The following is a 21,202-nucleotide window of genomic DNA, read 5'->3' on the forward strand; positions in this document are numbered from 1 at the left end:
CTTTATTGGTTTAAGAATTGATGTAGTTCGGTGTCATTTAAAATGTCGCTAGTTAGCTTGTTGATTAACTTATTAATATCGAGTTCTAAAGTAGCAAAGTCTGGGCTAAGTGGGCCTTTTAAAAAACCATTTCCGCTAAAACTTTTCGTTAATTCTTGACGTGCATTTTGTGCTTTTACATTAATGACTAAACGTGTTTTGGCTTCATAGTTAAAAGTGTTGTCGGTGACATCTGTGAGTAAGTATGCCAATTGAAATTGCACTTTTTTAGTGGCGGCAGGGTCAATCACATAACCTGCTTTACGCATGCCGGAACGAAACAGCGATTCAAGTTGGAGCCGCACAGGTTCGCTGGCACTGACTAATCTGGGTGGTTTTGGGGCTTGATCAAATTGCACAATAAAGTTTTTAGTACGGGTGTCAATGACCTCAACAAATACGGGAATATCGTTTTCGGTTTGTAAGCTTACCGAACCTAGACTTGGATTTAATGCAATGTGAGTTGGCTCATGACTAGCACAAGCACTTAAAAGTAAAACGCTAACTAAAGTGGGAACAGTAATTTTCATGGTTAAAACTTTGCAAACTAATGATGGACAAAATGATACCAGAATTCCACATTTTGAACAGTGTATGACATATTTTGTCAGTTAAGCCAATGGTCTAAGTCGATGGCATATTTACCAAAATAACCACTGATTTACCTGCCCAGCCTCTTGCTTTGCTGGTTGACAATTTATCACTATCAGGTCAAGTTATTAGCATAATAATAAGTGTTAATATTGGACGTATTATGCAGCTTGTTCAGCCGCAATTGGCTCCTGAAAGTTTAATGGATCAAGATGGTCAGCCCATTTTTGGCCTGTTTGATGGTGTGGTTGAATCGCTAAATGTGAGAGCATTTAAGTATTTCGATGAAATGGACAAACCCGCCTCATTTGTGGCCAAGCATTTTGATTTTAAACAGTTCCAATTTGTTAGCATTATCACTCAACGCTACATTATTGGTTTGGCGATTGCAGATATTCGCTACGCCAGTTCCAGTTTTTGTTACCTTTACGATATTCAAGCCAATCGAATTGTCCAATCACAATGGTTAAGGCCCTTTGGTATTGCCAGTCAGTTAAGCCGAACGCCAAAAAATGGTAAGGCGAAAATGGGCAGCAAGCAGCATCATTTCAGTTTTGATATTGTTGATGGTCAGTGGCATGTCAATATTAAGCTAACTAATGTGCAAGCTGCATTGGTTTTATCCCCCCTGTGCTAAGTTTACCATTAAGTCTTTGTACTCCAACAGGTTATAACGGATGGACTTATACCCAAAAGCATAATGCGCTAGCGGTAATTGGCGAATTGACCATTTTTAATGAGCCGCAACCTCTGCAAAATGCGCTAGCGTCGTATGATTTTTCAGCCGGTTATATGCGTGCTAAAACGGCGTGGCGCTGGGCATCGATTAATGCGCTTACCGCACAAGGAACCTTGGGACTGAACTTAGCTGCTGGGGTAAATGAAACTGGCAATACTGAAAATGTATTGTGGGTAAATGGTCAACGCCATTTACTCGGTGCGGCACAGTTTAATTTTAATCGTTATGTGAGTGACGACTTATGGCAAATATCGACTAATGATGGCCAGATTGATTTGACCTTTAGAGCGCTTAATTGCCGCCAAGAAAAACTCAATTTAGGCGTAATTAAAAACAATTTCAGACAGTATATTGGCTATTACAGTGGCGTGTTAACCGATAATGATGGCAAGCAGTATCGACTTCATAATCAGCTTGGTTTAGCTGAAGATCACTTTGCTAAGTGGTAGTCGCCATGGATTTTAATTGGCTTATCCAGCATCCTGAAACCTTATTATTGGTGCTGGCACCACTGTTTTTTATTTGTATCGCACTTGAATGGTTATTAAGAAAAAAATTGCCAGATAATGCCCAGTATCATGTTAAAGAGGTGCTTTGTAATTTCTCGTTAGCCGGGATGCATCAATTAGCTGATTTATTAACCGGACTGCTGATTGCCAATGTTTATCTTTGGTGTTTTGGTTGGCGATTATTTGATATTGAGATGACTTTTCTCAGTTTTGTCATCTTGTTGGTGGCGCAAGATTTTTGCTATTACTGGTTTCATCGCGCCAGTCACCGCATTCGTTGGATGTGGGCTGCACATGTGGTGCATCACAGTTCTGAGAACATGAATTTCAGTACTGCGTTTAGGCAAAGTTTGATGTACCCCATGGCAGGAATGTGGCTATTTTGGTTGCCGTTGGTGGTGATAGGCTTTGATCCTAATTGGGTGGTGTTTGTGGTACTGCTGAATTTGGGGTTACAGTTTTTTGTTCATACCCAAGCGGTAAAGACACTTGGCCCGCTTGAGTGGGTCTTTAATACTCCCTCCCATCATCGGGTCCACCATGGCCGGAATCCGCAATATATTGATAAAAACTATGCAGGGGTGTTGATTGTATGGGATAAGCTTTTTGGCACCTTTGAACCAGAAGTGGACACAGTGCAATACGGTATCACTAAGCCGCTAAACAGTGTTAATCCAATCAGGGTCACGTTTGCTGAATGGCAAGACATGCTAGATGATTGGCGTCAACCAAGACTCACGTGGCGGCAAAAGCTATCAGTGTTGTTTTCACCGCCCCAAACCCGCTCAATTAAGGCTAACAATGAGCCGCAAGAAAATGCGTCAACCGATTAATTAACGGCTTGTTTTTTTGCTTGCAAAATGACGAATTTGCCATTTGACGCAATAGTATGACAGTTTTTAAAAATACGTTTAATTTTAACGTGATAGGCTAAGTGGCGATTACCTACAACATGTAAAATACCCCCAGGTGATAATTTACGATAGGCGTCTAAAAACATCTGCCAAGCTATGTGATCGGTAATGGCTTCACCCTGATGAAATGGTGGATTACATAGCACTAAATCAGGGGTGACATTATCAAGGTGAGTTAAGCAATCATCCCAATGAAACGTGGCACGGTTTGCATCGGGATGGTTGGCTTGCCAATTTATGCGGCTTGACTCTATTGCCATTTCTGAGTCATCAACAAAATGAATTTGTGCCTGCGGGTACAATTGTGCCGCCCGTAACCCTAAAATACCGTTACCACAGCCCAAATCAATAACCGAGCTAAACTCGCCAGTTGGCATGTTGTCTAGCATGATACGGGCACCAATATCGAGTTTATTGGCGGCAAATACATTACTTAAATTGCTCATCGATAAGCCTAGCTCAGCCACTTTCCATGTAACGCTTTGAGGTAGCGAGCGCTTGTTGCCATCACTGATACAAGTGATCACCCGGGTTTTCTTCCAAGTTAAGCTAGCCGAAGCACTGCCCAAGTTTTGCTCGATGGTGGTTAAAATCGATTTGTTAATCGACTTGGCTTTAGCCGCAATGAATACTTGAGTACCTTGGGGCAAAATTTGTGATAAACGCTGTAACTGGTGGGCAAAATAGCTTAAGTTTTTTGGCAGTTTCATCAACACAAGTTGGATTGATTGCGGCAATAAATCACGGCTATTAAAATAACGGATGTTATCTGTGTTTAATTGATTATCAGCTAGGTTTTGCTTTGCGCCTAGTAAACTGGTTTTGGCGTCGGTTTCAACCATTAATGGCCAGGTTGGATTGATTGACGTTAATGCACATTGAAGGGCACCAAAGCTGTCATTAATGATTGCAGTATTGAGCGGTTGCTGTTGAGATTCAACCAACATCTTAATTAAATGCTCATCTGCCGCATCCCATGCTTGAAGGTTAGATTCTTGCTGCTTTGGGTAACGAAACAGTGCCAATTCTATTCCTGAACATGAAAACTGACTTATCGTCATGAAATTTACCTACAATCGATTAATTCAAAGCTGGTAATTATCGCAGTTAAGCTGTGGGAATGAAATCAACTCAGTGAAAGTTTATGGTTTTACTTCTGCTTGCACAAAGATATGCCATTGCTATTCAAAAGCTGGCTAAGTAACATCAACGGATAAAACATGATGAAACAAAGGAATGATATGAAAGGTGCAGGCGGAACGTCAGGTGGAATAGGGCAATTTTTTATCGGGCTTATTATGATGTGTGGCGGTTTTTATATGCTGCTGAAAGCAATTAAGGTGACAAGCTCATTCGGTTTTAGTTATAGCCTTTATAATGTTGGCGGTATGAACTTAACAAGCGGGATGATCATGATCCCATTTATGTTTGGCGTTGGGTTAATATTTTATAATGCGAAAAATATTCTTGGTTGGATACTGACTTTTGGATCTTTAGTCGGGCTTATTTTTGGGGTTATTAGCGCCATTAACTTCCGTTTTAGTCATATGACCGCGTTTGATCTGATTGTCATTTTAGTATTGAGTGTCGGTGGGTTAGGGATCTTTTTACGATCTTTAAAAACCATAGATCAATCGATAAAAGATTAAAACGACTTAGTTAGAGGTGAGCATTATCATTCGCTGAAAACCTCATCGTGCCTTGTTCACTCATCAAGCTTTTATCCTATGCAAGGATCTGTATTTTGCACCATAAACCACCTAATCAACTCGCCGCTAAACCCGATGCGCAGCACTATGCTGTATTACCTTGGTTATTGCACTTTTTAGTTCCTTATAAGTTTAAAGCCATTGCCGCAATTGTATTTTTGTTTATTGGCTCTTTAGCTTGGTTATCCTTGGGCCAAGGCGTCAGGTTAATGGTAGATGAGGGGTTTATTGCCGATAATGCCCAGCGATTAAACGAGATTATCTTGTTCATTATTATCATTACTTTGGTGAGCGCTACAGCCGTTTTTTGCCGTTTTTACATGATGACATGGTTGGGTGAGCGTGTAAGTGCAGATATTCGTTTGCGTGTCTATCAGCATTTACTTGGTTTATCGCCCAGTTTTTTTGCTTCGCAGCGCACTGGTGAAGTGATTTCGCGTTTTACCGCCGACAGCACCTTGCTGCAAAGCGTTGTTGGCTCAAGCTTGTCTATGGCGCTACGTTCATCGGTTACCGTGGTGGGGGGCGTCATTATGATGGCTTTTACTAGTTTTAAGCTAACTGGTTTAGTGTTATTGGCCGTGCCATTAGTACTTGGACCTGTTGCTTTTTTTGGTAATAAAGTAAGGCGTTTATCACGGGATAGCCAAGATAGGGTTGGAGATTTAGGCGCTTATATTGATGAGACTTTGCATGAAATCCACACAGTGCAAGCTTATACCCATGAAGGTGAAGATAAACATGCATTTGGCTTGCGAGTTGAGGCGGTGATGGAGACTGCAAAAGGTCGGATAAAATACCGCGCTTTATTGATTTCCTCAGTCATGTTTTTAAGTATCAGCGCCATTGCCTTTATTACTTGGGTGGGCGCACAAGATGTGATGCAAGGTAACATTAGCGCCGGAGAGTTATCTGCATTTATGTTTTATGCCGTGATGGTGGCTGGTGCGGTGGCAACCATTAGCGAGGTGTTTAGTGAAATTCAGCGCGCTTCTGGTGCGGCTGAGCGGTTAATCGAGTTAAGCCAAACACCTATCGATATTGAGCAGCTTGCTACGCCAGTGTTGTTACCCGCTAACATTGAGGGAGCGTTATCACTATCGAAGTTGGTGTTTGCTTACCCAGCAGAGCCCAGCAATGAAGTGATTAAACAACTTTGTGTTGATATCAAGCCTGGCGAGCGTATTGCATTAGTTGGCCCGAGTGGCGCGGGTAAAAGCACTTTGTTTGAGCTATTAATGCGCTTTTATCAGCCTAAGTCAGGCGCTATTTTGTTAGATGGTATCGATATATCACAGTTAGCATTAGCTGATTTGCGTCAACAATTTGCTTTAGTGCCTCAAGAGTCAGTGATTTTTGCCACTAGCGTGTTAGAGAATGTTCGCTATGGGCGCATTGATGCGAGTGAGCAAGAGGTGAAGCAAGCTTGCATTGCAGCCAAGGCCGATGAGTTTATTGCTGAGTTTCCACAAGGCTATCACACTTATTTAGGCGAACGAGGGGTGAGATTATCTGGTGGTCAAAAGCAACGCATTGCTATTGCTCGAGCTATTTTAGCAGATAGACCTATTTTATTATTGGATGAAGCAACAAGTGCTTTGGATGCGGTTAGCGAGGTTAAAGTCAAGCAAGCTTTAGACACCTTAATGGCTAATCGAACCACGTTAATTATTGCTCACCGCTTGGCCACTGTGATAAATGCCGACCGTATTTTAGTGTTAGATAAAGGTCAGCTAATTGCATCGGGCACCCATAATGAGTTAATGCAAAGCAGTAAGCTTTACCAAGAGTTTGCTCGTTTGCAATTACTTACTGAGCAAGATGATTGATGCTTAAAAAAGGTGCCTCGCTAACATGTAGTGGGCACCTTGTTGAGTTTTATTGGTGAAGTTTTAGGATTAATTTCTTAGTTCGCGGCGTAAAATTTTACCCACTGTGCTTTTTGGCAGTTGCGGTATAAATTCAATTATTTTGGGCACTTTATAAGCGGTAAGTTGGCTACGGCAATAATCGCTTATTTGAGCTTTTGCTGCAGGCAGATCGTGATCAGCATCTTTCAATACAATAACGGCTTTTACGGCTTCACCACTGCGTTCATCCTCTATACCAATGACGGCACATTCTAAGACCAACTCATTGTTGGATAAAACCTCTTCAATTTCATTTGGGTAAACGTTAAAGCCAGAAACGATAATCATGTCTTTTTTGCGGTCGACAATTTTATAAAACCCATCGTCTGTAGCCGTGGCAATATCCCCAGTTTTGAAAAAGCCATCAGCGGTCATGACTTTGGCGGTTTCTTGCGGTTTATTCCAATAACCCGACATCACTTGTGGACCTTTTACGGCCAGTTCACCGGCTTCACCAATGGGCACTTCATTGTCGTTAATGTCTAAAATTTTCACTTGGGTGTCTAAAACCGCTTTGCCAATAGTGCCTAATCTTTGATGTCCTGGTGCATTTAAGCAGACTACTGGAGAGGTTTCAGATAATCCATAACCTTCTGAAATCATGCAGCCTGTGGTTTGCTGCCAAATGTTTGCTGCGGCGCTGGTTAACGCAGTACCTCCTGAAATGGTAATGGTCATTTTGCTGAAATCTAACGCTTTAAATTCAGGCTGGTGGCATAAACCAACAAACAAAGTGTTGATGCCTGCAAACCCCGTGAATGGGTAGTTTTGCATGGTTTTGATTAAGCCTGCTATATCGCGTGGATTAGGGATTAATACAGAGCAACCACCCGACTCAAAGTACAATACTAGGTTCACCATAAAGGCGTAAATATGATAAATGGGCAATGGTGCGACAAAAACATCTTCGCCTTCAGTCATGGTACTGGCGATGCGGGATTTTACTTGGGCGCTATTGGCCAATAAATTACCGTGAGACAACATAGCCCCTTTAGATAAGCCTGTTGTTCCCCCTGTGTATTGCAGGGCAACTAAATCGGTTTTTTGAGGGGATATTGCGGTGTAAGTTTTTTTGGCACCTTGGTTAAGCACATCCATAAATGCAATGGTATCAAACGCTACTTTAGGTTGCTCTTGTGGTGAGATCAGGTCTAGTGCGTGGGTTGATATGACATATTCAATTTGAGTGTTTTTTACCACGTTTGTTAATGTCGGTAATAAATCTGACAATACAACTAATAGCTTAGCTCCAGAATCATTGTATTGATGAGTCAGCTCACGTTCGGTGTACAAGGGGTTGGTATTAACTAAAATCATACCAGCTCGCATAACGCCATAAGCTGCAATGACAAATTGGGTAATGTTAGGCAGTTGGATAGCAACTCTATCACCCGCAGATAAGTTTGTGTGTTGCTGAAGATAGGTTGCAAAGTTGCGAGAATAAACCTCAATTTCATTAAAACTGGTGTGCTTGCCTAAACAAGCATAGGCGGTTTTATCCGCATATTTAGCACAAGATTTTTCAATCAGATCGACAACGGAATGGTAGTGGCTTAAATCAAGAACTGTATCAGCATCGTAGGACATGTTTGCACCTATATTTTTTATAATGAAGTCTTGTTGGTATTGGTAAGCATTCAATTGGTGATGTGTAAAAATCAAACAAGTGTTTAGGTTAGTGTTTTTTAGGTCTTGGGGTCAAATTAATTTGTAGCTCATAAAATTGTCTCTTTATTGAATCAACCATCTCATTTTTTAGTGAATGCTCTATCGTTTCCTTTGTTTAATTCCCTTGTTTTTTAAAAGGTTAATTGTTGCTTAATTTAATTCTGATTGATGAGTGAAATGATGATGTGTTGAATTAAAACAGATGTAATCATTTCATTGCACTTTAGCGGCTAGCTTTTTTTGATTTTTTATTGATTATTTTTATTTTTTTAAATCTATATTAAACAATGGATTATTTTTGTTTTATCTAGGATTTAGCTTGTAAATTGATTTTTAGAGCAAATGTTCCGTAAATAAAAAATGGCAATTGTATTTTTTATGTTATAAAAATGTATCTGAAATGATATTTTATTCATTTTGGGAGAGATCTTTACTACAGGATGTAGTGAATAGTATCTGCAAGCACAACACCATAATAATTACAGAGAACAACTTATGATGAAAACAAAAAACAAATTTGGCTTAAGCTCATTAAGCCTAGCTGTTTCAATAGCGCTAACCGGTTCAGTAATAAGCTTGCAAGCTTTTGCTGAAGAGGAAGAAACCACAGCTGCCAATGAAAAGGTTGAGAAAATCGCCGTCGTCGGCTCACGTTCTGCCCCTCGCTCAGTTGGTGACTCACCAGTGCCGATTGATATTCTAAGTGCCGATGATTTAAAGAAAAACGGCTCAACTGACATGATTGATTTGTTAGTAACCTCTGTGCCATCGTTTAACTCTCGTGCGCAACCTATTAGTGATGCTGCCACTTTGGTTCGCCCTGTGAACCTTCGTGGCTTGCCGTCAGACAGTACCCTGATTTTAGTCAATGGTAAGCGTCGTCATCGTGCTTCTGTTATTGCTTTCCAAGGTGGTGGTATCAACGATGGTGCTCAAGGGCCAGATATTTCAGTCATTCCGAGTGCTGCACTTAAGCAAGTTGAAGTGCTTCGTGATGGTGCCGCAGCACAGTATGGTTCCGATGCTATTGCTGGTGTGATGAACTTTGTATTAAATGACAGTGCTGACGGTGGTTCAATTTCACTTACCCAAGGCGAGTATTATGAAGGTGATGGAACATCAACAACGATAGATGCCAACATTGGGTTACCTTTAACCGATGCCGGCTTTATTAACTTAACAGGTCAATACAAACAAGCTGATGCGACAAGTCGAAGTGTGCAGCGCCCAGATGCGGCTAACCTTGCTGCTCAAGGTAATGAGTTTATAAATGATCCAGCGCAAATTTGGGGTAACCCAGAATTAAAAGATGATTACACTATTTTTGCCAATCTAGGTTATGACATTAACGACAATCATCGTATCTATGCTTTTGGTAACGTGTCATCGCGTGAAGCTGTCGGTGGCTTTTATTACCGTAACCCTCACAATCGCGGCAATGTTTACTCGGTTGATGGCGGTGAAAATCTATTAGTTGGTGATGTCGGCCTTGCTACCAATGGTGTTGCGACTTGTAATATAAATGTGCCTATTCCTAAAATCACTCAACCTGATGGTTCTGTGATTGATGGTAATGTGTTAGATACCGATGCTTATAAAGCGATGGTTGCCGATCCAAATTGTTTCGCGATGAACCAGATTCGTCCTGGCGGGTATACTCCGCAGTTTGCCGGTACCATTGATGATATGTCAGTCTTTGCTGGTGTAAAAGGTCAGTTTGGCGAGTGGAACTATGATGCCAGTGCCGGTACTGGGTCTAACAAAGCAAGTTTTAGTCTTCGTAATTCATTAAACCCATCAATGGGCTTAGATACTCCGACAGATTTTGATACGGGCGCTTATAAGCAAGAAGAGACCACTGTAAACCTTGATTTCTCTCGCTACTTTAACGTGGGACCAGTAGAAGATATTAGTTTTGCTACTGGGTTTGAATGGCGTGAAGAGTCATTTGAAATTACTCAAGGAGAAGAGGCATCATGGATTGCGGGTCCTTATGCAGCCCAAGGCTTTAACATTGGTTCGCATGGTTTTAAAGGTTTTGGCCCTGAGTCTGCGGGCAAAAATAGCCGTAATAACATAGGCATTTATACTGATGTTGAAGCTTATCTTGGTGAGAAATGGTTAGTTGGTGCAGCGCTTCGCTATGAAGACTTCTCTACCTTTGGCGATACGTTAAATTACAAATTAACTGCGCAGTTTTCTGCCACTGACGAGTTAGCTTTACGAGCTTCACACAGTACTGGTTTCCGTGCTCCGACAGTAGGTCAAGAGAACGTAGTGAATACCCAAACCTCAATTGTTAATGGTGATTTGATCCAAACATTTATTGCTCCTCCAACGGATCCATTAGCTGCGTTTTATGGCGGTGAGGTGTTAAAGCCAGAAGAATCTGTTAGTTATGCATTAGGTGCTGTTTACGAGCGTGATAACTTCTTCTTAACTGTGGATTACTACAATATCGAAGTAACAGGCCGTATTGCCCAGTCGAGTCAAATTGAAGTCGAAGCTGATGATTACGATGCTTTACGTTTGGCAGGTGTTGAGTTTCCTGAGCTAATTTCAGCGGTAACTTACTATACCAATGATTTTGATACCACGACTCAAGGTGTTGATATTGTTGCATCTTATGACGCTGAATTATTAAGTGGTGACACTAAATTCAGCCTAGCCTATGGTTGGACTGATACGAGTGTAGATAAGTACGATGAAGATACCACTGATGAAGGTAAGGTTCGTCGCTTAGAGGACGGCATTCCTGCTCATCGCGCCACCTTTACATGGGGTCAAACTTGGGATCAATTAAGCATGTCATTGCGTGGTAATTTCTATGGGGAATACTATGCAACTCATGCTGATGATACTTCAGATTGGGGCTCTGAAATGGCTGATTCAGCCGTCACAATTGATTTAGAGGTAAGCTACACTGTTTTGGATAGCTTAACTTTCTCAGTTGGTGCGAATAACTTATTTGATCAAGAAGCTCAAAAGCTTAAAGATGGTACTTTAGGTGAGTTAGGTGCAGTTTATTACGAAAGTGGTCCATTTGATTACAATGGTGGTTACTACTACGGTAAGATTAACTATCGCTTCTAAGTTTGTGATATAAAATAAGAAAAGTGAGCTATCTGGCTCACTTTTTTTATTGCTGATACAGTCCAAAATCGTCTTAAAAATCAACCGTGTTAACTTTTTACAATGTTGGTTGTGCCACCAATTGTTTGATTGAGGTCATCTGAGGTCGATTTCTCAATGAATATTTCGCCGATCAATCCTTTGCTTAAAATCGCAATGCTCATTACTTGGTAGATAATGCCTGACCATGAAAGTAAGTAGATTGATAGCATGAGGTTAAATAGATTGCTTGTTAACATCGCTAGCCTAAGCTTACTGCCAGCAAAGAAAAACAGGCTAATACTCATGATAATTGCAGCAAATACGGCGCACCACTCGCTCCAATGTTCAGCCCACATTAGACCCTGAGCAACGGCTATTGTGCTAAAGGTCGCTGATAGAATTAAAGGTGAGAACAGCCAATATGTTGTTTGCGCTTTATCAGCCTGATTTAAGCTTTGACATAAACGAAAGCGAATGACGTTAACGAGCTGATTTGCCATGCCAAGAAAGCTGCCGAGCAATCCTAAATGAATCGCGGTTAACACTGCAGCAATAATATTACCTTGAATAAATTTGCAATCTTGTTTTTGACTGTTCGCCCACCATCCAATCGCCATTGAAATAAAGCCAATGACTTGAAACCAGAATATGGGGGCGGTGATAAATTGAAAGTAAATTGTGACGAAATCTAACACAGGCAAACGCAATCCAAGATATTAAGGGCTGCGCATTGTCGTTTTTTTCAGCAATAACACAATATCTAAATGGTAATTAATGAGTGATAAGAGTTTATGATTTGCAAATTGTGAGCTACTGCTTGTTTTACAGTGTTGTGGTGTTGTAGTGGTGTTTCTTAAATGTGTCTTTTTTGTGTTTGGGATGGGGTGTTGTGTGGTTTTGAACGATTCGGTATTGATGGGTTATCAATACCAAATCGATTTAACGTTCAGCCACAGCTTAGTTCATGACACTCAAGACTTTATATACATCAGATATATCAAGCTGTTTTGGTAACGCTATGCCTTGTGGGTTGGCTGGACCATAAATTTTGTTAAATGGCGTACCCTGGGCTTGTTGGCTCGCAAGGTAAGATTCCACTACAGGGTCAGGGTAGGTGAGATCGCCTCGCATTAATACGATGTTATCTGCTGCCAATGTATTTACCATAGGCTCTCGATGCCACACATTGGCTTTATTGGCTTGGCATGGTAAACACCAGTCAGCTTGAATATCGACAACAACAATATAACCTTGCGCGACAAGAGGCTGGATTTTATCAGGCGCAATAGGTTGCCAATGTTGGTATAAGTATGCGTCGTAGTTTTCCCCGTTTTTGATGAATGTCACAATACCCGCCATACACAGGGCAAAAAAACCTAAAGTAAAGATCACTGTAACAGGTATTTTGTGTCCTTTTGCTTTAGCGATGAGTAAGCCGACTATGGCGCAAAAAAATAAAATCAATAAAAGAATTGGTACAAATGTCATTGTGTTCGGGATTTGTGAGTTTGACTTAGGTTAACATGGCTTACCTGAAACAATTGTTAATATTGTTTAAGTAGTTGGTTTAATTATCGAGTGTAGTCATTAAAAATTAGGAGTGATATGAGTTTTTCTTCATGGTTGGGGTTGCTGGCTATTTGTTGCCTTGGTGCAATGTCTCCGGGCCCGAGCTTGACTATGGTGGTAAGGCATACGTTAGGTGGTAGCCGTTTACATGGTATTGTATGTGCTTGGGCGCACTCCATAGGGATAGGTGTTTACGCACTAGTGACTTTGCTGGGATTGGCGGCAGTGTTAAAAGCCTCACCTTTATTGTTTAATGGTATTGCTTTAGTTGGTGCCTTGTATTTGGCGTGGATGGGCATTCAAGCGTTAGGCTCAAAAGGCGGTATGCAACAAAAATTGCAGGCAGGGAATAAAACAAGTATGTGGATTGCAGCTCGAGATGGGATTGCTATTTCATTGTTTAATCCAAAGATTTTATTGTTTTTTCTTGCGTTATTTAGTCAGTTTGTTCTTGCGGCCGAAACCATAGAAGGTAAAGCGCTAATTGTGATGACGCCCCTGGTGATGGATGGTTTGTGGTATTCCCTTATTGCCATTATTTTGTCTCATTCAGCTATTTTGCCTAAACTGCGAGAAAAAGCCTTGTGGATTGATAGGCTTTCAGGCTTGGTATTAATTGCATTGGCAATTAGAGTGATTGTCACTTTGTTATAGCGCTTTTATTTTTTAAAGCTTGGTGTGGTTAAAAATATGCCATCTGTGGATTGTATCCAAGATGGCATTGTTATCTTGGTTAGCCTTTAAATACTTCTACTGCATCGTCTTTGGCTTCTTCAGTATTAGGTACTGGCGGGTGCTTGATATGATCTTCTAAATTTTCATTTAGCATCTCTTTGAACTCATTTGTAAACCAGGCCAATGCGTTGTCTTTTTCTGCCGCTAAATCAGATGATTTAACGGCAGCTTCAAATGCATTGTAGCGTGATGCTGCATATCGTAATGCCGTCCCCACTTTACCAATGTCATTTTCTTGTTGGCTTAGCTGATTTGCAAGGGCGATAAATTGATCGGCTAGTTGGTACATGGTTAATTCAGATTTTGGCTCAGACATAAAATTCACTTTAGATTAGTAATAAATTGATTTTAGTGTACCGATTTTGGCGGTAAATATCAGGTAAAAAGTTAGCTGTTTACATCGAAATCTGTGATGACTTGCCCATTCCTTGAATCATAATAGATGGAAAGCGTTGCTACAGGGTTGTATATGTAGCGGCATTGGTCTGGGCTTATGTATGTTGCTCTGTAAGTCGCAATGTCTGGATCAGTATTGGAGTTGATGCTGAGGGCATCTTGTAAGATTGCTTGCCAAACCGAAATACAATCGTTGCTATTGTTAAGTCTGGGAGATGCTTCAAAAGGAGGGTAACTTTGAGCTGGATATCGTCACTGATTCATGTCTAATTGACCATTAGAACCTGCGTTGGGGTAGATTTGTAAGTTATCAATCGGTCCTGAATACCCTAATGCTGCCCATTTTAAGTGAGTCAGACTAATCTCGGAAGCAAAGGCACCACCTGTACCTTTCACATTTGAAATGTGAGCATCTTGCTGAATATCAATAAATTTGGGTAAAGCTATAACAGCTAAAATAGCTAATACTATGATTACCACAACAAGCTCTATCAGTGTAAATCCTGCATTTTGTCTAACGTTTAGTGAGTTGGTGTCCATGTAAAATTTTTAAGTCATTCGTATTGGAATAAATCTAGTTTAAAATAGGAACTCAAAGTTTCTATGTGTGGCAGAGGTGAATATCAAAAATTGTCATTGGCAAAACTGGCAAGAGTTTATTGAGGCTCAAAAACAGCAAGATTATTTTCTTGAGTTAACACAATTTCTGCATCAGGAAATTGAGCAGGGTAAAATAATTTTCCCGCCGCAAAATGAAATATATCAAGCTTTTAGCTTAACTCCTTTAGCGCAGGTCAAGGTGGTGATTCTTGGTCAAGATCCTTATCATGGTGAAGATCAAGCTCATGGGTTGGCATTTTCTGTCAAGCCAGAGGTCAAAGTTCCGCCTTCTTTAGTCAACATTTATAAGGAGTTGCAAACCGATATTCAAGGTTTTGTAAAACCTAATCATGGTGATTTACGCCATTGGGCTGAACAAGGTGTCTTATTACTTAATACAGTATTGACGGTTGAAAAGGGCTTGGCGCATTCTCATGCTAAAGCAGGCTGGGAAATCTTTACTGATCATGTTTTAGATTGTTTAAACGTTCAGCCACATCCCATTATATTTGTATTATGGGGTAGTCATGCTATTAAGAAAGGCAGCAGAATTAATAATAATTTGCATACAGTGTTAACTGGGCCGCACCCATCTCCTTTATCTGCCTATCGAGGTTTTTTTGGTTGTAAGCATTTTTCGAAAGTGAATCAGCAATTGATTAAAAGTGGATTAACACCGATTGACTGGCAGGTTTAACATTAAAAACAGCATTTCTATACAGAAATGCTGTTTTTAATTGATTAGTGATTGGTGTAAGTTTAGTTTTTACGGTTAACCGATAAGTTGGCCAAAGCAATTAATGCTTGCTTATACTCTGATTCAGGTAATACATCTAATGCGTCAATGGCTTTTTGCGCTTCTTGTTCAGCTTTTTGCTGGGTGTATTCTAATGCACCTGATTCACTTAAGGCTGCTAAGATTTCATCTATAGCTTGGGTGCCATCACCTTTTTCGATCGCTTCTTTGATCAATGCTTTAGCTGTCTCGCTACCGTGTTCCATGGCATAAATTAATGGTAAGGTCGGTTTTCCTTCGGCTAGGTCATCACCTATGTTTTTGCCTAATTCTTCAGTTTCAGCAATATAGTCAAGTAAGTCATCGGTGAGCTGGAAAGCTGTGCCTAAATACTTACCGTAATCGCCAAGTGCTTGCTGCCATTTCTCATCCGCATCGGCTAATACACCAGCGAGTAATGTTGCGGCTTCGAATAATTTTGCTGTTTTACAGTAAATCACTCGCATGTAGGTTTCTTCAGTCGTACTGGGGTCATTGCAATTCATTAACTGTAACACTTCACCTTCAGCTAATATATTGGTGGTGTCAGCGAGAACTTTTAACACTTGCAAACTGTCAAGTTCGGTCATCATTTGAAATGAACGAGTATATAAGAAGTCACCAACTAACACGCTTGCACTATTACCAAATAATGCGTTGGCGGTTTCACGACCACGACGTAGCGTTGATTCGTCAACAACGTCATCGTGCAGTAAAGACGCGGTATGAATAAACTCAATAATTGCGGCCAATTTAACGTGATGTTGACCTTTATAATCAATGGCACGCGCAGCTAAAACCGATAACAATGGACGTAAACGCTTGCCACCGCCGTTAATAATGTAGAAACCTAATTGGTTAATAAGTGCTACATCTGATTCGAGTTGTTTGTAAATTAGCTGATTAACGGATTGCATATCCGTTTCTGCCAGCTGACGAATGGCGTTTAAATCCATAATACTCTCTGGTTTATTGGGTGACATTCAATAATGTATGCGTTGGCCATATCTTACAGGAGAAACCAGCCATTTTTCAAAGTTGTTATCACTTTAATCGCGATCAATTTTGATCGATGTAAATCTATTAATCAATAAAATTGCCATTAGCTAAAAAGATTCAGTGCTTTTATTGTCTGGTTTAGGTAAAATCAAGCCAAAGTTTGGGGTTGATAAAGCAACGAAGATTTAACCGAAGTTTCTAGGTCTGTATTTACCTATACAGCTTGTAATGCAGTAATTTTAACCTTTGATTAGGTTATTGGCAGCTTTATATCGTCATTATTGTGCGGTTGTTTAGGCTTTTTAATTTGATCGTGAATTAAGTCTTGCCAGTGATAAGATCTTCGCGTAGAATCCGCGCCCATTGTCATTAAAAGTTTTTTAGCACCTAGTCTCGTAAGAAGAGTTAGTGTGTTAGTCATTTGGAGTAAAATAGCTATGTACGCTGTTTTTCAAAGTGGCGGAAAGCAACACCGTGTTGCTGAAGGTCATACAGTTCGTTTAGAAAAAATTGAAGTTGCTACTGGTGAAACTATTGAGTTTGACCAAGTTCTATTGGTTGCTGATGGTGAAAATGTTCACGTTGGTGCTCCATTAGTTGCTGGTGGTAAAGTTGTTGCTGAAGTGGTTAGCCACGGTCGCGGCGAAAAAGTAACTATTCAAAAGTTCAATCGTCGTAAGCATCACGAAAAGAAAATGGGCCACCGTCAGTGGTTCACTGAAGTTAAAATCACTGCGATCAGCGCATAATTTAGGAGTCTAACTCATGGCACATAAAAAAGCTGGCGGTTCTACTCGTAACGGCCGCGATTCAGAAAGCAAACGTCTTGGTGTAAAACGCTTTGGCGGTGAATCAGTTCTAGCTGGTAACATTATTGTTCGTCAACGTGGTACTAAGTTCCACGCTGGTGTGAACGTAGGTGTTGGTCGTGACCACACTTTATTCGCACTAACAGACGGTAAGGTTAAGTTTGAAGTTAAAGGTCCTAATAACCGTAAGTTTATTAGTATCGAAGCTTAATTCTTAACTAAGCTAGAACGAAAGCCCTGCCTCTGGTAGGGCTTTTGTGTTTTTTATAAATGATTGAAGTGTTGAAGCATTTCCAGAATTATTTTATTAATTTTTCAGTGCATTGTTTTTCTTAACTTGGCTGAACGATGTAAATAGAATAGCTATTCTTTGCAGCAAGCGAAAAGGGTATTGATCATCCACACCGCTTTTCTGCACCCCTGATATAATTAGGGTTATAATTAGCGCCAATGTTCGACCGTAACCTTATTGTTACGTAGCTTGATGGTTGGAGTGTTAGGAGTCAGTATGAAGTTTGTTGATGAAGCCAATATTCGTGTAGAAGCCGGTGACGGTGGTAGCGGTTGTGTCAGTTTTCGCCGTGAAAAATATGTCCCAGATGGTGGGCCTGATGGCGGTGACGGTGGTGATGGTGGAAGTGTTTTCTTACAAGCTAATGAAAACCTGAATACTCTAATCGATTATCGATTTACGCGTTTTCATATGGCTGAGCGTGGAACTAATGGCCGTGGCCGTGACTGTACTGGTAGTGCTGGTAAAGATTTAATACTGCAGGTGCCGGTAGGGACTCGTGCTATTGATATTGAAACCGAAGAAGTGCTAGGTGATTTGACTACCCATGGTCAAAAGCTCTTGGTTGCTAAAGGTGGCTTTCATGGTTTAGGTAATACACGTTTTAAAAGTAGTACTAACCGTGCGCCACGCCAAAAAACATTAGGTACACCAGGTGAAGTTCGTGCAATCAAGCTTGAGTTATTACTATTAGCTGATGTAGGCCTTTTAGGTTTACCGAACGCAGGTAAGTCCACTTTTATTCGTGCTGTATCGCGTGCGACACCTAAAGTTGCTGATTATCCTTTTACTACCTTAGTTCCTAATTTAGGTGTGGTGAACCCACGTCCTGGCCAAAGCTTTGTGATTGCTGATATTCCAGGTTTGATCGAAGGTGCCGCTGATGGAGCTGGTTTAGGCATTCGCTTTTTAAAGCATTTAGAGCGTTGTCGAGCCTTGTTACACATTATTGATATCGATCCAATTGATGGTAGCGATCCGGTTGATTCTGCACGTGCAATTGTTGCCGAGCTTGAGAAATATTCCCCTAAATTAGCATCTAAACCTCGCTGGATAGTATTTAACAAAATTGACTTGCTGCTTGAAGAAGAAGTGCAAGAAAAAGTGGACCGTATTGTGAAAGAATTAGCCTGGGAAGGTGAAGTGTTCACTATGTCTGCTTATAGTCGTCAAGGCACTGAAGAGATAAGCATTAAACTGTTAGACTTCATTCAAGCTATGCCTCTGGAAGAAGAGCTAAGCCCAGATGACAAAGAAGTTGAGTTTAAATGGGACAATTATCATCAAGGTGCTGAAGACAGCATTAATGAAGATTATGAAGACGACTTAGATGACGATGATTATGATGATGACGACTATGATGTTGAAGTGATTTATCAACGTTAACGAGGAATATTGTGTACGAAGACAACCAAAATGATATTACCCGTTTAGTTGTTCGTAGTGCCCAGTTATTGCTTGCCTATGGCGCTGAATCAGACTTAGTTGAAGAGTTGAGTCAGCGTCTAGGAAAAGCATTGGGTTTGGCTAGTGTAGAGTTATCTATTTCTTCTAATGCGCTAGTATTGACTAGCCTTGTGCATGGACGCTGTATTACAACCACTCGGCGTATTCGCGCTCACGGTATCAATATGATGGTTGTCTGTGAATTACAACGCATTTGTATTTTGACCGAAAAGGGTATTTACGGTGCAAATGAAGTCCGGCGTCGACTCGCCAGAGTTGAGCCCAAAACCTACCCTGCTAAAGTTGTTATCCCTGTTGTTGCCTTGTCTTGTGCCAGTTTTTGCCATTTATTTGGTGGCGACTTTATGGCATGTGTTTTGACATTTATTGCTTCATCTGTAGGGATGGGGGTGAGATTGTTTTTGGCAAAGCGTCATTTTAATTTATTGATTAACTTTGCTATCACTGCATTTGTCACTAATGTGATAGCCCAATTAGGTTATGTATATCCCGTTAGTGAGACGCCGCAAATTACCTTAGCTGCCAGTGTATTAATGCTTGTTCCTGGTTTTCCACTTATCAATGCGATTTCCGATATGGTAAAAGGCCACATTAACGTTGGTATTTCACGGTGGGGAAATGCGAGTTTGCTGACACTTGCTTCAGTGATAGGGATAACTATCGCAATGCAGCTAGGAGGCATCTTTTAATCATGTCTTTACTCCTTGAGCTTCTCCATGATGCTTTTTTTTCTGCTATCCCGGCTTTTGGTTTTGCGATTCTATTTAATGTGCCTAAACGCTATTTAGGATACTGCGCCTTAGCTGGCGCTTTAGGTCATAGCGCTAGAACTTTTTTGATGCATTTCAACATGCCTATTGAGTGGGCGACGTTTGCTGCTGCAGCGCTGGTTGGTGTGATAACGATTCAATTTGCTAAGCGGCATCTTGCACCGCCTTTAATGTATGCGGTTGCCGCGATTATTCCTATGGTGCCTGGTACATATGCATTTAATACTGTTATTGCGTTGATTCAATTAACTGCCCAAAGCCAAGTTAGCCCTGAACTTAGCGCACAAGTGATTGTGAATGGTTTAAAAACAGTCTTTATTCTTGGGGCACTGGCTGTCGGCTTAGCCTTACCTAGTTTGTTGTATTATCGTAACCGTCCCATTATTTAAAAAAGTTAATAAAATCAAAAGGATTTACAGATGCGTATCGCAATGATAGCCGCTATGGCGAAAAATCGTGTTATTGGCAAAGATAATCAAATGCCTTGGCACTTGCCTGAAGACTTAAAGCATTTCAAAGTGATGACGATGGGGAAACCTGTCGTGATGGGGCGCAAAACGTTTGAGTCAATTGGGCGTCCACTACCAGGTCGGCATAATATTGTAATTACTCGTCAAGCTGATTATCAACCAGATGGCGTTACTTGTGTAAGCAACTTTGATCAAGCGATTGAAGTCGCTGGTGAATGTGAAGAGTTAGTGGTTATGGGAGGCGGGCAGCTTTACGCTGAGTTATTGCCCATGGCGGATGTTTTATATTTGACTGAAATTGATTTACAAGTCGAAGGTGATACCTACTTTCCCGATTGGGATGACGGTAGCTGGCACTTGCAGCAATCTGTTTCTGCAACAAATGAACAAGGTTTGCAATATATCTTTAACACTTTGATCAAAAAATGTAAACTTACACTCGAGTTACCCTGAATGAACATTTCCACAAAGATGGAAATGATTATATAAAATTATAAGAGATAAAGGAGTGTTAGATGCGTTTAATGCCTGTGGCGATCGCCGCCCTGATAGTAGCATCTTCTGTGTCAGCCCCTGCAGTTGCAAATGGCGATCAGCTTGTCGCAAATATTTGTGATTATGTAAAGTCAGACGATAAAAACCGTTTACGTAAAAAGCTTAAAGAAAGCCGTGTTAAGTTACGTAACATCTATGCAAGTATTTCTTGTGATGGCAGCAGTTTATTGCGTACTGCCTACAGTGCAAATGCTAATGATGTTGGTGAGTTTATTGCTAAGCGTTTACCATCGTCTGATTTAAGTACCCCTGAAGCTGACGGTAAAACAATTATCGATTGGGCAAGTGCTAATGGCCATGGTGGTAGTGCTATCACTGCAGCAATCAACGATCGTTTAGGCGGTGGTGCTGAAGACGGTGATGATTAATTTATGACTGTTTAAAAAATACCGACTTGATTGTCGGTATTTTTTGCCTACAGGATAGGTAAAAACAAGGCGGTATAATATCAACCACAGTAATAGGTGCGTAGGAAAATGGGTGATTACAAGACAGATTTTTCGATAAGCACTTATTCTACAATCAAAATATCTAATGTTGTAATCAGCTATTTTCACAAGATAGAATGATTA

Annotated in this window: 21 protein-coding genes and 1 pseudogene; 14 read left to right on the forward strand and 8 right to left on the reverse strand. The window is 40.7% G+C overall.

The features are described 5' to 3' along the window. Window positions 1–2 precede the first annotated feature (2 nt). A complete protein-coding gene (locus HBH39_RS03785) occupies window positions 3–569 on the reverse strand; it encodes a YajG family lipoprotein (RefSeq protein ID WP_167675755.1) in 567 nt (188 codons plus the stop codon). 224 nt (window positions 570–793) lie between these two features. Here HBH39_RS03785 and HBH39_RS03790 point away from each other — a divergent pair. Together HBH39_RS03790 and HBH39_RS03795 are read left to right on the forward strand one after the other, a co-directional pair. Beyond that, window positions 794–1,818, forward strand: a pseudogene (locus tag HBH39_RS03790) (DUF2804 domain-containing protein). Window positions 1,819–1,823: 5 nt separating this feature from the next. Then, a complete protein-coding gene (locus tag HBH39_RS03795) occupies window positions 1,824–2,711 on the forward strand; it encodes a sterol desaturase family protein (protein WP_167675757.1) in 888 nt (295 codons plus the stop codon). Here the strand turns inward: HBH39_RS03795 and HBH39_RS03800 are convergent. After that, window positions 2,708–3,853, reverse strand: a complete 1,146-nt coding sequence (locus HBH39_RS03800; protein ID WP_167675759.1) for a methyltransferase — start codon at window positions 3,851–3,853, stop codon at window positions 2,708–2,710. The two genes, HBH39_RS03795 and HBH39_RS03800, sit on opposite strands and share 4 nt — an antisense overlap. 180 nt (window positions 3,854–4,033) lie before the next feature. Between HBH39_RS03800 and HBH39_RS03805 the strand changes: the two genes are divergently transcribed. Both HBH39_RS03805 and HBH39_RS03810 read left to right on the forward strand, forming a co-directional pair. Beyond that, on the forward strand, window positions 4,034–4,441 hold the full coding sequence (locus tag HBH39_RS03805) for a hypothetical protein (protein ID WP_167679953.1): 408 nt from the start codon (window positions 4,034–4,036) through the stop codon (window positions 4,439–4,441). Between the two features lie 92 nt (window positions 4,442–4,533). Continuing rightward, entirely contained in the window at window positions 4,534–6,330 is a 1,797-nt protein-coding gene (locus HBH39_RS03810) for an ABC transporter transmembrane domain-containing protein (protein WP_432280142.1), read from the forward strand. 69 nt (window positions 6,331–6,399) lie between these two features. Here HBH39_RS03810 and HBH39_RS03815 read toward each other — a convergent pair whose 3' ends face one another. Beyond that, window positions 6,400–7,998 carry an AMP-binding protein gene (locus tag HBH39_RS03815; RefSeq protein WP_167675761.1) on the reverse strand — a complete coding sequence of 533 codons (1,599 nt, stop codon included), beginning with the start codon at window positions 7,996–7,998 and terminating at the stop codon, window positions 6,400–6,402. A 576-nt stretch (window positions 7,999–8,574) separates the two neighbouring features. Between HBH39_RS03815 and HBH39_RS03820 the strand changes: the two genes are divergently transcribed. Next, entirely contained in the window at window positions 8,575–11,172 is a 2,598-nt protein-coding gene (locus HBH39_RS03820; RefSeq protein WP_167675762.1) for a TonB-dependent receptor plug domain-containing protein, read from the forward strand. 89 nt (window positions 11,173–11,261) lie between these two features. Here HBH39_RS03820 and HBH39_RS03825 read toward each other — a convergent pair whose 3' ends face one another. After that, complete coding sequence (locus HBH39_RS03825; protein WP_244325772.1) at window positions 11,262–11,888, reverse strand: YgjV family protein; 627 nt, start codon at window positions 11,886–11,888, stop codon at window positions 11,262–11,264. Window positions 11,889–12,150: 262 nt separating this feature from the next. Further along, on the reverse strand, window positions 12,151–12,681 hold the full coding sequence (locus HBH39_RS03830; protein ID WP_167675764.1) for a thioredoxin family protein: 531 nt from the start codon (window positions 12,679–12,681) through the stop codon (window positions 12,151–12,153). 117 nt (window positions 12,682–12,798) lie between these two features. Between HBH39_RS03830 and HBH39_RS03835 the strand changes: the two genes are divergently transcribed. Continuing rightward, window positions 12,799–13,416: a LysE family translocator gene (locus tag HBH39_RS03835; RefSeq protein ID WP_167675766.1), complete on the forward strand. Its 618-nt coding sequence runs from the start codon at window positions 12,799–12,801 to the stop codon at window positions 13,414–13,416. 79 nt (window positions 13,417–13,495) lie between these two features. Here HBH39_RS03835 and HBH39_RS03840 read toward each other — a convergent pair whose 3' ends face one another. Further along, the gene (locus tag HBH39_RS03840) at window positions 13,496–13,813 is read right to left on the reverse strand and encodes a DUF3144 domain-containing protein (protein WP_167675768.1); all 318 of its coding nucleotides are present in this window, start codon (window positions 13,811–13,813) and stop codon (window positions 13,496–13,498) included. A gap of 332 nt (window positions 13,814–14,145) precedes the next feature. Continuing rightward, complete coding sequence (locus HBH39_RS20085; protein ID WP_208764180.1) at window positions 14,146–14,433, reverse strand: prepilin-type N-terminal cleavage/methylation domain-containing protein; 288 nt, start codon at window positions 14,431–14,433, stop codon at window positions 14,146–14,148. Between the two features lie 76 nt (window positions 14,434–14,509). Here HBH39_RS20085 and ung point away from each other — a divergent pair, with 76 nt between their 5' ends. Next, window positions 14,510–15,190, forward strand: a complete 681-nt coding sequence (ung, locus tag HBH39_RS03850; RefSeq protein ID WP_244325737.1) for a uracil-DNA glycosylase — start codon at window positions 14,510–14,512, stop codon at window positions 15,188–15,190. A 62-nt stretch (window positions 15,191–15,252) separates the two neighbouring features. Here ung and ispB read toward each other — a convergent pair whose 3' ends face one another. After that, on the reverse strand, window positions 15,253–16,224 hold the full coding sequence (ispB, locus tag HBH39_RS03855; RefSeq protein WP_167679957.1) for an octaprenyl diphosphate synthase: 972 nt from the start codon (window positions 16,222–16,224) through the stop codon (window positions 15,253–15,255). A gap of 480 nt (window positions 16,225–16,704) precedes the next feature. Here ispB and rplU point away from each other — a divergent pair, with 480 nt between their 5' ends. From rplU to HBH39_RS03890, 7 genes are all read left to right on the forward strand, one after another. Beyond that, the gene (gene rplU / locus HBH39_RS03860) at window positions 16,705–17,016 is read left to right on the forward strand and encodes a 50S ribosomal protein L21 (protein ID WP_055024329.1); all 312 of its coding nucleotides are present in this window, start codon (window positions 16,705–16,707) and stop codon (window positions 17,014–17,016) included. 16 nt (window positions 17,017–17,032) lie between these two features. Then, window positions 17,033–17,287, forward strand: coding sequence for a 50S ribosomal protein L27 (rpmA, locus tag HBH39_RS03865; RefSeq protein ID WP_011621691.1), 255 nt, complete (start codon window positions 17,033–17,035; stop codon window positions 17,285–17,287). A 297-nt stretch (window positions 17,288–17,584) separates the two neighbouring features. Continuing rightward, window positions 17,585–18,754: an Obg family GTPase CgtA gene (gene cgtA, locus HBH39_RS03870; RefSeq protein WP_167675770.1), complete on the forward strand. Its 1,170-nt coding sequence runs from the start codon at window positions 17,585–17,587 to the stop codon at window positions 18,752–18,754. A gap of 11 nt (window positions 18,755–18,765) precedes the next feature. Further along, entirely contained in the window at window positions 18,766–19,524 is a 759-nt protein-coding gene (locus tag HBH39_RS03875) for a threonine/serine exporter family protein (RefSeq protein WP_167675772.1), read from the forward strand. Next, window positions 19,524–19,994, forward strand: a complete 471-nt coding sequence (locus HBH39_RS03880; RefSeq protein ID WP_167679958.1) for a threonine/serine exporter family protein — start codon at window positions 19,524–19,526, stop codon at window positions 19,992–19,994. Before HBH39_RS03875 ends, HBH39_RS03880 begins: the two co-directional genes overlap by 1 nt. Window positions 19,995–20,024: 30 nt before the next feature. After that, window positions 20,025–20,528 (forward strand): type 3 dihydrofolate reductase, encoded by a 504-nt coding sequence (folA, locus tag HBH39_RS03885; RefSeq protein WP_167675774.1) that lies wholly within the window; start codon window positions 20,025–20,027, stop codon window positions 20,526–20,528. Between the two features lie 62 nt (window positions 20,529–20,590). Continuing rightward, the gene (locus tag HBH39_RS03890; protein WP_167675776.1) at window positions 20,591–20,998 is read left to right on the forward strand and encodes a DUF3718 domain-containing protein; all 408 of its coding nucleotides are present in this window, start codon (window positions 20,591–20,593) and stop codon (window positions 20,996–20,998) included. The last annotated feature ends 204 nt before the right edge of the window (window positions 20,999–21,202 follow it).

The organism is Shewanella aestuarii (assembly GCF_011765625.1).
Classification (GTDB): domain Bacteria; phylum Pseudomonadota; class Gammaproteobacteria; order Enterobacterales; family Shewanellaceae; genus Shewanella; species Shewanella aestuarii_A.

Coding starts and splice junctions, on each gene's coding strand:
- rplU (WP_055024329.1), top strand. CDS start 16,705: ATGTACGCTGTTTTTCAAAGTGGCGGAAAGCAACACCGTGTTGCTGAA.
- folA (WP_167675774.1), top strand. CDS start 20,025: ATGCGTATCGCAATGATAGCCGCTATGGCGAAAAATCGTGTTATTGGC.
- HBH39_RS03835 (WP_167675766.1), top strand. CDS start 12,799: ATGAGTTTTTCTTCATGGTTGGGGTTGCTGGCTATTTGTTGCCTTGGT.
- rpmA (WP_011621691.1), top strand. CDS start 17,033: ATGGCACATAAAAAAGCTGGCGGTTCTACTCGTAACGGCCGCGATTCA.
- HBH39_RS03785 (WP_167675755.1), bottom strand. CDS start 569: ATGAAAATTACTGTTCCCACTTTAGTTAGCGTTTTACTTTTAAGTGCT.
- HBH39_RS20085 (WP_208764180.1), bottom strand. CDS start 14,433: ATGGACACCAACTCACTAAACGTTAGACAAAATGCAGGATTTACACTG.
- cgtA (WP_167675770.1), top strand. CDS start 17,585: ATGAAGTTTGTTGATGAAGCCAATATTCGTGTAGAAGCCGGTGACGGT.
- HBH39_RS03800 (WP_167675759.1), bottom strand. CDS start 3,853: ATGACGATAAGTCAGTTTTCATGTTCAGGAATAGAATTGGCACTGTTT.
- HBH39_RS03830 (WP_167675764.1), bottom strand. CDS start 12,681: ATGACATTTGTACCAATTCTTTTATTGATTTTATTTTTTTGCGCCATA.
- HBH39_RS03805 (WP_167679953.1), top strand. CDS start 4,034: ATGAAAGGTGCAGGCGGAACGTCAGGTGGAATAGGGCAATTTTTTATC.
- ispB (WP_167679957.1), bottom strand. CDS start 16,224: ATGGATTTAAACGCCATTCGTCAGCTGGCAGAAACGGATATGCAATCC.
- HBH39_RS03890 (WP_167675776.1), top strand. CDS start 20,591: ATGCGTTTAATGCCTGTGGCGATCGCCGCCCTGATAGTAGCATCTTCT.
- HBH39_RS03795 (WP_167675757.1), top strand. CDS start 1,824: ATGGATTTTAATTGGCTTATCCAGCATCCTGAAACCTTATTATTGGTG.
- HBH39_RS03820 (WP_167675762.1), top strand. CDS start 8,575: ATGATGAAAACAAAAAACAAATTTGGCTTAAGCTCATTAAGCCTAGCT.
- HBH39_RS03815 (WP_167675761.1), bottom strand. CDS start 7,998: ATGTCCTACGATGCTGATACAGTTCTTGATTTAAGCCACTACCATTCC.
- HBH39_RS03840 (WP_167675768.1), bottom strand. CDS start 13,813: ATGTCTGAGCCAAAATCTGAATTAACCATGTACCAACTAGCCGATCAA.